Source organism: Corallococcus sp. AB045, from assembly GCF_003668895.1.
GTDB lineage: Bacteria > Myxococcota > Myxococcia > Myxococcales > Myxococcaceae > Corallococcus > Corallococcus coralloides.
Window position 1 is genome coordinate 36,262 of sequence record NZ_RAWN01000066.1, and the last position, 10,664, is coordinate 46,925.

Annotated in this window: 10 protein-coding genes; 5 read left to right on the forward strand and 5 right to left on the reverse strand. The window is 69.1% G+C overall.

What is annotated here, in order from left to right:
- Nucleotides 1-3: 3 nt before the first annotated feature.
- Genes D7Y21_RS17840 through D7Y21_RS17850 form a run of 3 tightly spaced genes read right to left on the reverse strand, consistent with a single transcriptional unit; the run spans nucleotide 4 to nucleotide 2,854 of the window.
- Entirely contained in the window at nucleotides 4-705 is a 702-nt protein-coding gene (locus D7Y21_RS17840) for an SDR family NAD(P)-dependent oxidoreductase (RefSeq protein ID WP_121714604.1), read from the reverse strand.
- Nucleotides 698-1,198 (reverse strand): 6-carboxytetrahydropterin synthase, encoded by a 501-nt coding sequence (locus D7Y21_RS17845; RefSeq protein WP_121714606.1) that lies wholly within the window; start codon nucleotides 1,196-1,198, stop codon nucleotides 698-700. Before D7Y21_RS17845 ends, D7Y21_RS17840 begins: the two co-directional genes overlap by 8 nt.
- A 39-nt stretch (nucleotides 1,199-1,237) precedes the next feature.
- On the reverse strand, nucleotides 1,238-2,854 hold the full coding sequence (locus D7Y21_RS17850; RefSeq protein WP_121714608.1) for an NADP-dependent glyceraldehyde-3-phosphate dehydrogenase: 1,617 nt from the start codon (nucleotides 2,852-2,854) through the stop codon (nucleotides 1,238-1,240).
- Nucleotides 2,855-2,997: 143 nt separating this feature from the next.
- Between D7Y21_RS17850 and D7Y21_RS17855 the strand changes: the two genes are divergently transcribed.
- The 5 genes from D7Y21_RS17855 (at nucleotide 2,998) to D7Y21_RS17875 (ending at nucleotide 9,828) form a co-directional block, all read left to right on the forward strand.
- The gene (locus tag D7Y21_RS17855; protein ID WP_199735437.1) at nucleotides 2,998-5,127 is read left to right on the forward strand and encodes a von Willebrand factor type A domain-containing protein; all 2,130 of its coding nucleotides are present in this window, start codon (nucleotides 2,998-3,000) and stop codon (nucleotides 5,125-5,127) included.
- Nucleotides 5,128-5,138: 11 nt separating this feature from the next.
- Nucleotides 5,139-6,983: a HAMP domain-containing sensor histidine kinase gene (locus D7Y21_RS17860; protein ID WP_121714609.1), complete on the forward strand. Its 1,845-nt coding sequence runs from the start codon at nucleotides 5,139-5,141 to the stop codon at nucleotides 6,981-6,983.
- The gene (locus D7Y21_RS17865; protein WP_120566649.1) at nucleotides 6,980-7,684 is read left to right on the forward strand and encodes a response regulator transcription factor; all 705 of its coding nucleotides are present in this window, start codon (nucleotides 6,980-6,982) and stop codon (nucleotides 7,682-7,684) included. The genes D7Y21_RS17860 and D7Y21_RS17865 overlap by 4 nt, the downstream gene beginning before the upstream one ends.
- A 39-nt stretch (nucleotides 7,685-7,723) precedes the next feature.
- Nucleotides 7,724-8,485 (forward strand): type 1 glutamine amidotransferase domain-containing protein, encoded by a 762-nt coding sequence (locus tag D7Y21_RS17870; RefSeq protein ID WP_121714611.1) that lies wholly within the window; start codon nucleotides 7,724-7,726, stop codon nucleotides 8,483-8,485.
- 128 nt (nucleotides 8,486-8,613) lie between these two features.
- Nucleotides 8,614-9,828 (forward strand): glycoside hydrolase family 19 protein, encoded by a 1,215-nt coding sequence (locus D7Y21_RS17875; RefSeq protein WP_121714621.1) that lies wholly within the window; start codon nucleotides 8,614-8,616, stop codon nucleotides 9,826-9,828.
- A 62-nt stretch (nucleotides 9,829-9,890) separates the two neighbouring features.
- On the opposite strand, the gene D7Y21_RS17880 is transcribed toward D7Y21_RS17875, so the two are convergent.
- Nucleotides 9,891-10,256, reverse strand: coding sequence for a hypothetical protein (locus D7Y21_RS17880; protein ID WP_120566647.1), 366 nt, complete (start codon nucleotides 10,254-10,256; stop codon nucleotides 9,891-9,893).
- The gene (locus D7Y21_RS17885; protein ID WP_121714613.1) at nucleotides 10,253-10,489 is read right to left on the reverse strand and encodes a hypothetical protein; all 237 of its coding nucleotides are present in this window, start codon (nucleotides 10,487-10,489) and stop codon (nucleotides 10,253-10,255) included. The genes D7Y21_RS17880 and D7Y21_RS17885 overlap by 4 nt, the downstream gene beginning before the upstream one ends.
- Nucleotides 10,490-10,664: the final 175 nt, after the last annotated feature.

The window sequence follows — 10,664 nt, forward strand, 5'->3', positions numbered from 1 at the left end:
GCTTCAGCGCTCGATCTGCCCCAGGTTGGCGTGGATGACCGCGCCATTCAGGACCGGGGTGGTGGCGCAGAGGTAGAGCACGCCGGCGATCTCCTCCGGCGTGATGAGCCGCCCGAAGGTCGTCATCCCCGCCACGCTCGCACGGACGGCGGGGTCCGTGCCCAGGTGCTCGCGGAGCATCTCCGTGTCCGTGAAGCCCGGGCAGACGGCGGCGGTGTGGACCTGCGTCCCCGCCAGGTCCTGGCAGGTGGCCCGCATCATCCCGATGAGCGCGTGCTTGGTCGTCACGTAGGACGCCACGCCCTTCACGGCCTTCTCCCCCAGCGTGGACGCCACGTAGAGCAGGGACGAGCCGTCCGTGAGCAGCGGCCGCGCCAGGCGGTTGAGCACCAGCGGGGCCACGACGTTGACCTCCAGCACGCGGCGCAGGTGGTCCGCGTCCATGGTCAGCGCGTCGTCATGCTCGTAGAGCGCGGCGTTGTGGATGACGGACAAGCGTCCCTGCCCTGCCCCGTCGCGCAGCGCCGCTTCGACCGCGGGCTCCCAGCCCGGCACGGCCAGGTCCACCGGAACGTTGACGACGTCCGGCACGGTGCAGGGGCTTCGCGACACGTTGATGACGCGCCAGCCCTCCTTGCGAAACCGCTCCGCCGCCGCCCGGCCAATGCCCCGGCTGGCGCCGGTGATGAGGACCTGATCAGACATCGCGTTTCCACTCCCAGGAGGCCCACTGGCCAGGGCCCGAAGCGCACTTCACCACCAGCCCCGTGATGTGGTCGCGCGCCATGGCGCTGCCGTCGCCCACCAGCTCCTCGCCGAAGACGCGCGCCAGCTCCTCCAGCGACACGTTGGCCACCGGGAGCACCGTGACGTCGCGCGCGAGGAAGCGCAGCTCCTCGCCGTTGAAGTGCGCCACGTGGTTGCCCTGGGCGTCCCGCTCCAGCCGCAGGTGCTTGGAGTGGGCGGGCAGGAAGAACGTCTCGTTCCAGGCCTTGCAGCGGTTGATGATGGCCTGCTTCAGCGGGCCGTAGTCCGAAAGCAAGCCGTCGTCAGACACCTCCCCCGTCAGCGCGACGTAGACGGAGAAGTTGTGCCCATGCAGGTTCTCGCGGTGCGTGGCGGAGAAGATGGTGAAGTGCCCCGCGGAGAACTTCATCTCTTCTTTGTGCAGCTCGAGGGTCGTGGTGCGCGGCGCCATGGGATGGCCCAGGGCATACCACCCAGGGCCAAGGCGGGACTAGAAGAGGAAGTCCGTGGTGAGGAAATCCGACTCTCTGCGGGTGAGGATGGATTGCACGAGCGCGGTGTTGTCCGGCGTCGTCTTCGTCGCCACCAGCGTGCGGATGGAGAACACCCGCAGCGCGTCCGCCACGGACAGCGTCCCTTCCGCGGAGTCCTTGCGGCCGTTGAACGGGAACGTGTCCGGCCCGCGCTGGCACTGGCAGTTGAGGTTGATGCGGCCCACCTGGTTGGAGAACGCGTCGATGAACCGCCCGACGCGCGCCGAGTCCTTCCCGAACAGGCTGAGCTGCTGACCGAACTGCGACTCCACCACCAGCCGCACGGCCTCCGCGTCGTCGTCGAAGACCATCACCGGCACCACCGGACCGAACTGCTCCTCCGTGGCGAGCCGCATGTCGCGCGTGACCGGGTACACCACCGTGGGTGAATAGAACGACCGGGACGCCTGCCCGCCTGTCGCGTTCACCACGCGAGCGCCCTTTGACACCGCGTCGTCCACCAGCCCCTGGAGGTACGTCGCCTTGCCCGGCTCCGGCAGCGGCGTGACGGCGACGCCCGGGTCCCAGGGCATGCCGGGCTTGAGCTTGTCCACGGCGGCGGTGAACTTCGCGAGGAACGCGTCCACGATGTTCCGGTGCACCACCAGCAGCTTGAGCGCCGTGCACCGCTGGCCGTTGAAGGACAGCGTGCCGGTGATGCACTCCTTCACCGCGTTATCCAGGTCCGCGTCTTCCAGGATGATGGCCGGGTTCTTCGCGTCCAGGCCCAGCACGGACTTGAGGCGGTGCGGGCGCGGGTGCATGCGCTTCAGCTCGCTGGCGCCCTTGTTGGTGCCGATGAAGGCGAACAGGTCCACCTGCCCGCTCTCCATCAGCGCACCCACGGTCTCCCGGCCGCGGCCGTAGATGATGTTGATGACGCCGGGCGGGAAGCAGTCCCGGAACGCCTCCAGCAGCGGGCGCACCAGCAGCACGCCGAACTTCGCCGGCTTGAACACCACGGTGTTGCCCATCAGCAGCGCGGGGAAGAGCGTGCTGAAGGTTTCGTTCAGGGGATAGTTGTACGGCCCCATGCACAGGGCCACGCCCATGGGCGCGCGGCGGATCTGCGCCATGATGCCCTGGTCCTGGACGAAGCGGGACGAGGTGCGGTCCAGCTCCTTCAGCGCGCGGATGGTCTCCACGATGAGGTCCACCGTGCGGTCGAACTCCTTCTCCGAGTCCGGCTGCGTCTTGCCAATCTCCCACATGAGCAGGTTCACCACCGCGGCGCGCTGGGCGCGCATGGCGGAGAGGAAGCGCTCCACGTGCTCGATGCGCTCGGCCACCTTGAGGGAGGGCCAGACGCCCCGGCCGGAGTCATAGGCCTTCACCGCCGCCGCCAGCGCGTCCAGGGACTCCCGCGAGGTGAGCAGCGGCGTGGCGCCAATGACCTTCTGCTTCAGCCCTTCCGGGGTCCGGACGAACACGGGGCTCGCCACCGGGTTGAGCTCACCGGCCCAGGTGCGCAACTCGCCTCCCACCAGGTACTCGCGCTGCTCCATGTACGCGGGCAGCCGCACGCCGGGGGGAATCTGCTCTTCGAAGGGAAAGAGGGTGTCGAGTGCCGTCATGGACGGCCTTTCTAATCAGACACCCCGCCCCCGGCACGATTTCCCGTCATGATGAAACCATGATGAGGAGACGAGCCCCCCATGCGGTTCGATGCGGGGCGCATCTGGATGATGGCTCCACCCTGATGCGCGAGAGGTGGTCCATGCTGAAGTCCCTCCTGAGAAGCACCCTGCCGCTGCTCCTGATGATGTCCTCCGTGCCCGTGGGAGCCCAGCCCAAGGCGGGCACCGCCACCACGGGCGTCATCATCGGCACGGTGATGAACACCGAAGACAAGAGGCCCCTGGCGGACGTGGTCGTCACCGCGACCTCTCCCAGCCTGCAGGGCGAACAGACGGTCGTCACGGACGTCCATGGGAACTACCGCATCCCCCAGCTTCCCGCGGGCACGTACACCCTGCGGTTCGAGCAGGAGGCGTTCCATCCCTTCGCCCGCCCTGAAATCCAGCTGCTGCCCAACCGCACCATCCGCGTGAACGTGGAGATGATCCCCGAGTCCTTCACGATGACGACGACCATCATAGGCTCGCCGCCGACCATCGACGTGGGCTCCACGAACCAGGGCGTCAACGTCGACCAGGAGTTCATCAAGCGCATCGCGGTGGCGCGCCCGGAGGGCAAGGGCGGCGCGACGCGCAACTTCGAGTCCCTGGCGGAGTTGGCGCCGTCCGGCAACCCGAACAGCACCAACGACCGCGAGCGCGCCCCGTCCTGGGCCCTGCCGTACATGCACGTCGTCGTCCCGGACGGCACGCCGCAGGCGGTGTACCGCGCCCCCCAGGCCGCGGCGGTGCCGACGCCGCAGCCCGCGCCGGAGCGCACCGTGGCCCCCAAGGGTCAGCGCTTCTTCGACATGTACTTCAAGGGCTACGGCGTGAACCCCACCGTGGACACGGAGGAGGAGCGCTTCTCCACCTTCTCCGTGGACACCGACACGGCGTCGTACTCGCTGACGCGCGCCTACCTGGAGCGCGGCGCGCTGCCGGACGAGCAGGCCGTGCGCGTGGAGGAGTTCGTCAACACCTTCGACTACGGCTACGCCAACGCCCCGGACGCCCCGTTCAGCGTGAACGTGGAGGGCTTCCCCTCCCCCGCGCGCAAGGGCTACCAGGTGGTGCACATCGGCGTGAAGGCGCGCGACGTGAGCCGGGCCGAGCGCAAGCCGGGGCACCTGGTCTTCGTCATCGACGTGTCCGGCTCCATGGCCATGGAGAGCCGGCTGGGCCTGGTGAAGCGCTCGCTGCGCCTGCTGGTGGACGCGCTGGATGAGCGCGACTGGGTGTCCATCGTCGTCTACGGCAGCACCGCCCATCAGGTGCTCGCCCCCACCAACGCCACGCAGAAGGCCACCATCCTGAGCGCCATCGACAGCGTCCAGCCGGAGGGGTCCACCAACGCGCAGGCGGGCATGGAGTTGGGCTACGCGCTGGCCGCGAGCCACCTGGTGAAGGGCGGCATCAACCGCGTCATCCTCTGCTCGGACGGCGTGGCGAACAACGGCATCACCGAGGCGGACGGCATCTGGGAGCGCGTGAAGGAGCAGGCGGCGGCGGGCATCACCCTGTCCACCGTGGGCTTCGGCATGGGCAACTACAACGACGTGCTGATGGAGCGGCTGGCCCAGGTGGGTGAAGGCAACTACTCCTACGTGGACAAGCTGGAAGAGGCCCGCCGCATCTTCGTGCAGAACCTCACCGGCACGCTCCAAGTGGTGGCCAAGGACGTGAAGCTCCAGGTGGAGTTCGACCGCAAGACGGTGTCCCGCTACCGCCTCATCGGCTACGAGAACCGGCTGCTCACCCAGCAGCAGTTCAACGACGACCGCGTGGACGCGGGAGAAGTGGGCGCGGGCCACGCCGTCACCGCCCTCTACGAGGTGAAGCTGCGCGACCCGGCCCAGTCCAACTTCGGCACGCTGCGCATCCGCTACAAGGCCCCGGAGGGCGGCAGCTCGCGCCTCATCGAGAAGGCCATGCCCGTGACGCTCCTGCGCCCGGCCTATGAGAAGGCCGCGTCCCCCACCCGCCTGTCCTACGTGGCCGCCGCCTTCGCGGAGAAGCTGCGCGGCTCCTACTGGGCGCGGCCGCTCACCTACGATGCGCTCGTGTCGCTGTGGGAGGAGCTGGGCACGCCGCTGAAGACCCGTCAGGACGTGGTGGAGCTGGGCAACCTCATCCGGCTGGCGAAGAAGCTGGACCGCCGCGAGGACCGCTTCGAGTCCTTCGCGCCAGTGCGCACCATGGACGCCGACCGCGTCCCCACCATCAAGTAGGGACTGTCCGGATGCCGCGCAGGCTGCTGCCCACCCTCGTCGCCCTCGTGCTCGGCCTCGCCGGACTCGGGGTCGGCCTGGGCTATCTCCACCGCATCTTCGCCGCCGAACGCGAGGACGCGCGGGCCTCGCTCCGCTCCCGGCGCGAGGCCCTGGAGCAGTACGCCCGCGCGTCCCTGGGACAGGCGCTGCGCGAAGGACTGGAGGGTGCGCGCGGCACGCTGGCGGCGGCGAAGGAGGATCCGCTCGTGGCCACGCCGGGGCTGTACCTGCGGGAACAGGGGGAGCAGGTACTGCCCCGGCTGGCGCAGTTCGACACGGCGGGGGACTCACCCGCGAAGGATCGCTACGCGCGGCTGCGCGCGGGCACGGAGGTGGCGGACGAGGACGATGGCCCCTGGAAGGAGCGGCTGGAGCGGATGGCGCTGGTGGAGCAGGCGCTGAAGGCGAAGGACCGGAAGGCCACGCTGCTGTCGTTGATGGCGCTGCTCCAGCACCGCGCCCGCTTCGTGCTCGCCTCCACGCGGGACCTGCCGTCGCTGCTGGTGGTGCTGGAGGACGTGGCGGCGCGGGGCGACGTGGTGCCGGACCTGATGCGGGCCCTGGTGCGCGACGGGCTCCTGGACGGCCAGGGGGGTGGGCGGCTGGAGGGGTTGCAGCGGCTGCTGTTGCTCAAGCGCTCGCGCTTCACACCGGAGGACTTCGACTTCTTGCGCGGGAAGGTGGTGGCGCTCTCTTCGCGCGTGGGCGTGCCGGTGGCGGACTTCGAGGCCAGGGCGCGCGAGCTGTCCGCGACGCCGCTGCCACTTCCGGAGGACGTGCGCGAGCCGGTGCTGGCGCGGTCCGGATGGTACCTGGAGCCGCTCCAGGGGAGCGACGTGCGCGGGCTGGCGCTGGACCTGTCAGGGCTTCTGACAGGGCTCACCCGCGAGATGCGGGAGCGCGGCCTGCTGAAGGCGGACGGACGCGTGACCCTGCCGGGGGATGCGCCGGTGCTGACGCTGGCGTCGCTGCCGGTGGCGGTGGAGTCGTCCGAGTGGACGTTGGGCGAAGAGGCGCTGGAGCGCCGCTACCGGCTCAAGACGCTGATGCTGGCCCTGTGCGCGGCGCTGGCGCTCACCATCGCGGCGCTGGCCTTCGTGGCGCAGCAGCGCAAGTACCGCTTCCTGGAGCTGAAGAGCGACTTCGTGGCCACGGTGTCGCACGAACTGCGCACGCCGCTGGCGTCCATCCGGCTGCTCGCGGAGACGCTGGAGTGGCGGGTGGCGGAGGGCGCGGACGCGAAGGACTACCCCGCGCGCATCATCCGCGAGGCGGACGGGCTGGGCTTCCTGGTGGAGAACCTGCTGTCCTTCAACCGCATCGACAAGGGGCGCTGGGTGCCGAAGCTCGCGCCGGTGCGGCTGGACGAGCTGGTCTCCAACCTGCGCCGCGACCTGGAGTCCGGCGCGCCCGTGCCGGTGGAGCTGACCGCGGACGTGGACGCACGCGAATTGAACGCGGACGCGCAGCTGCTGCGGCTCCTGCTGGCGAACCTGGCGCGCAACGCGTGCGCGTACAACACCCGCAGCCCCGTGCGGCTGCACGTCCAGACGCTGCCCGGCGGGCGCGTGCACTTCACGGACAACGGCACCGGCATCCCTGCGTCCGAGTGGGAGCGCGTCTTCGGCGAGTTCTACCGGCTGTCCGGTCGCGACGGCCGCGAGGTTCCCGGCAGCGGGCTGGGGCTCGCGCTGTGCCGGAAGATTGCCCGGCTGCACGGAGGCACGCTGCGCGTGGCGGCCTCCAGCTCCGAAGGCACCACCTTCGAACTGACCCTACCCGAGTACCGGCCCGAGGCCCGGAGCATCGCATGACCACCGCCGCCCCCACCGTCCTCGTCGTGGAGGACGACCCGAACCTGCGGCTCGCGCTGCGCGACAACCTGGAGCACCAGGGCGGCTACGCCGTGGAGGAGGCCGCCACGGTGAAGGAAGCGCGCGAGCAACTCTCCCGCCGCGACTTCCAGCTCATCCTCCTGGACGTGATGCTGCCGGACGGAGACGGCTACGCGCTCTGCCGCTCCCTGCGAGAGGAGGGCCTGGGCGTGCCGGTGCTGATGCTCACCGCGCGCACGCTGGAGGAGGACGTGGTGCGCGGCTTCGAGTCCGGCGCGCAGGACTACCTGGGCAAGCCCTACCGGCTGCGCGAGCTGCTCGCGCGAGTGGGGGCTCACCTGCGGCGCGCCGGTGTGGCCCCGGCGAAGGTCCTGCGCTTCGCGGGCTACAGCGTGGACCTGGATCGGCGGCGCGTGGAGACGCCCGAGGGCGCGGAGGTGGAACTGACGCGCAAGGAGTTCGACCTGCTGGCCTTCTTCCTGAAGGAGCGCGAGCGGGCGCTCAAGCGCGACGAAATCCTGGACGCGGTCTGGGGCACGGACGTGGTGGTGGACCCGCACACCGTGGACAACTTCGTCTCCAGCCTGAAGCGCAAGCTCAAGTGGACCAGCGCGTCCCGCTTCTCCATCCAGACCGTGCGCGGCGTGGGCTATCGCATGGAGGTCGAGCGCGGTTCCTGACCGCTTGTCAGTCCCAGGGCCCCGGGAAAGACTGGCCGCATGGCCTCCGCCCGCCGCGTCCTCGTCCCGCTGCCTGACCATGACTTCGACGTCACCGAGGTGGCCGTGCCCTGGCGCATGCTCACCGACGCGGGCCATGAAGTGGTGTTCGCCACGGAGAAGGGCCACATGCCCGCCGCGGATCCGCTGCTGCTCACCGGCGTGCTCTTCGGACAGCTGGGCGCGGAGCCGGAGCCCCGGCGCTTCTATGGCGACCTCACGCTCACGCAGGCCTTCCAGAAGCCGCTGACCTGGGACGCGGTGACACCGTCGGACTTCGACGCGCTCCTGCTGCCCGGAGGCCACGCGCCGGGCATGCGGCAGTACCTGGGCAGCGGAGCACTCCAGGCGAAGGTGGCGGCGTTCTGGGCGCTCCAGCGGCCCGTGGCGGCCATCTGCCACGGCGTGCTGGTGCTGGCGCGCACGAAGGACCCCGCCACCGGCAAGAGCGTGCTCCACGGCACGCGCACCACGTGCCTGCCGAAGTACATGGAGCGCTCCGCGTACCTGCTGACGGCGTGGAAGCTGGGGCGCTACTACCGCACCTACCCCGCCTACGTGGAGGAGGAGGTCGCCGCCGCGCTCGCGGACCCGAGCCACTTCGAGCGAGGCCCCCGCGTCCTGTCCAAGCGCGGCACCGCGACGGACCACGCGCCCGCCTTCGTGGTGGAGGACGGGCGCTACGTGTCCGCGCGGTGGCCGGGGGACGCGTACCTCTTCACGGAGCGCTTCCTGAAGCGTCTTTCGGATTCCCCGGATTGACGGAATATCTAGCCTGATGGCATGAAGCCAGGAGACTTTGTTCTTTCAGAAAACAAAGTCTACCTGGGACGTACAAATACACCTCCCAGGAGTTCCTCCATCTGCTGGCGGTACCCATGGGAGACGTCATGAGCCACAAGGGAATGATCCGCGGTCTGTCTTTGCTGGGAGTCGTGGGCGCGCTGGCGGGCTGTTCGGGCCCGGAAGCCGGAGACACCGCGCAAGAAGCCGTGGGCCAGGTGGAGAGCGCCGCCGTGGTGTCGACCATCACGGAGGGCGACTACGTCATCCGCTCGGTGCGGACGAACAAGTGCATCGACGTGGCGTCGTCCAGCACGGCGGACGGCGCGAAGGTGCAGCAGTGGGACTGCAACGGCACCAACGCGCAGAAGTTCCACATCTCGCCCACGTCGGGCGGGTTCTGGAAGATCATCAACGTCAACAGCGGCAAGGCCCTGGACATCGTGGGAGTGAGCACCGCGGAGAACGCCGTCCTCCACCAGTGGACCTACGTCGACGGCGCCAACCAGCAGTTCCAGTTCATCAACCGGGGCGGCACGCAGTTCAGCTTCCACCCGCGGCACACCGGCATGGCCATGGACCTGTCGTGGGGCTCCGCGGACAACGGCACGCTCATCGTCCAGTACCCGTTCTACGCGGACCGCGACAACCAGCGCTGGACGTTCGACAAGGTCTCCGGCGGAGGGACCGGGGGCGGCTCGGGCTTCGGGGGCATCCTCACCCGCGACATGTTCAACACCATGTTCCCCGGCCGCAACGGCTTCTACACGTACGACGCGCTCATCGCCGCCGCGAATGGCGTCCCGGGCCTGGCGACGACGGGTGACACCGACACGCGCAAGCGCGAGGTGGCCGCCTTCCTGGCCAACGTGTCACACGAGACGGGCGGGCTCGTGTACATCGAGGAGATCAACAAGGGCGACTACTGCGACACGTCGTGGGGCCCTCCGGGGTGCAGCTGCGCCCCGGGCAAGCGGTACTTCGGACGCGGACCCATGCAGCTGTCGTGGAACGGCAACTACTGCGCGGCGGGCAACGCGCTGGGCCTGCCGCTCCAGTCGAACCCGGACCTGCTGGCCCAGGACGCGAACGCCGCGTGGCGCACGGGCTTCTGGTTCTGGACCACGCAGAACGGCGCGGGCTCCATGACGGCCCACAACGCCATCGTCAACGGCGCGGGCTTCGGTGAGACCATCCGCACCATCAACGGGTCGGTGGAGTGCTACGGCCGCAACCCCGGCCAGGTGAAGAGCCGCGTGGACACGTACAAGCACTTCTGCAGCCTGCTGGGCGTGAGCCCCGGCAACAATCTGGAGTGCTAGGCCCGGTGCGGGTGGCGCTCAGCGCCTCTGGCGAGCGCCACCTGCATCCGTCAGACACGCCCCTAGCGGGCGGGCGCCTGATTGCGCCAGATGAGCAACACCTGGTTGATGGTGTTCACCCACCGCCGTGCGGCGTCCGCGTCCTCGTAGATGCCGTCCTTCATCAGCTTGAAGACGAAGTCGTTGCCGTCCTGGAGGAGCAGCCGGATGCCGTCGCCCTTCCAGAAGCTCTCGCGCACCTCCGCGCGGGCAATGTCCTTCAAGTAGAAGTTGAAGAGCAGCGTGCCGTTGGCGTCCTCGGCGAAGACGCGCTTGCTGGTCATCGTCGCCAGGTAGGTGCCGAAGAACGTGTCATCGGGCCTCCGCGTCGCCACCAGGGACTGCAGCTGGATGTCTTCCTTCGGGGCCAGCAGGACCTTCGTCTTCATGACTCCCCCTCCTCGGACCTGCCGCCCTGGAACAGCGGGCCTTCCTTGTAGAGCTCTGTGTATCCACACGTGTCACAGACCGCGGCGAACAACGAAAGGATCTGCGGCGTCGCGAAGCTGTCGTCCGGCTGCAAGGTGTAGCGGCTGGGGGGGACGGTCAGCAGGGTGTTCGGGCAGTTGATGCAGAGGAGGGTCTTCGACTCCTTCTGCACAGGGTGTGCGCGCAGGGGCATGGACTCAGTCCTCGGTGATCTTGTTGTGGCCGCGAGGCGTGTTCTTGTTGATCTTGTCCCGCGCCGCCTGGTCCTTCATCCGCGCGATGTCCGCCTGCGTCTGCTCGTGGCGGTTCGAATCGATCCGGTCATAGGCGTCGTCCATGACGGCCCCCAGCCCCCGTCCCACCACGGC

Bases quoted from the DNA above. Each gene is read 5' to 3' on its own strand.
- D7Y21_RS17840 (WP_121714604.1), bottom strand. From the start codon at position 705: ATGTCTGATCAGGTCCTCATCACCGGCGCCAGCCGGGGCATTGGCCGG.
- D7Y21_RS17845 (WP_121714606.1), bottom strand. From the start codon at position 1,198: ATGGCGCCGCGCACCACGACCCTCGAGCTGCACAAAGAAGAGATGAAG.
- D7Y21_RS17850 (WP_121714608.1), bottom strand. From the start codon at position 2,854: ATGACGGCACTCGACACCCTCTTTCCCTTCGAAGAGCAGATTCCCCCC.
- D7Y21_RS17855 (WP_199735437.1), top strand. From the start codon at position 2,998: ATGCTGAAGTCCCTCCTGAGAAGCACCCTGCCGCTGCTCCTGATGATG.
- D7Y21_RS17860 (WP_121714609.1), top strand. From the start codon at position 5,139: ATGCCGCGCAGGCTGCTGCCCACCCTCGTCGCCCTCGTGCTCGGCCTC.
- D7Y21_RS17865 (WP_120566649.1), top strand. From the start codon at position 6,980: ATGACCACCGCCGCCCCCACCGTCCTCGTCGTGGAGGACGACCCGAAC.
- D7Y21_RS17870 (WP_121714611.1), top strand. From the start codon at position 7,724: ATGGCCTCCGCCCGCCGCGTCCTCGTCCCGCTGCCTGACCATGACTTC.
- D7Y21_RS17875 (WP_121714621.1), top strand. From the start codon at position 8,614: ATGAGCCACAAGGGAATGATCCGCGGTCTGTCTTTGCTGGGAGTCGTG.
- D7Y21_RS17880 (WP_120566647.1), bottom strand. From the start codon at position 10,256: ATGAAGACGAAGGTCCTGCTGGCCCCGAAGGAAGACATCCAGCTGCAG.
- D7Y21_RS17885 (WP_121714613.1), bottom strand. From the start codon at position 10,489: ATGCCCCTGCGCGCACACCCTGTGCAGAAGGAGTCGAAGACCCTCCTC.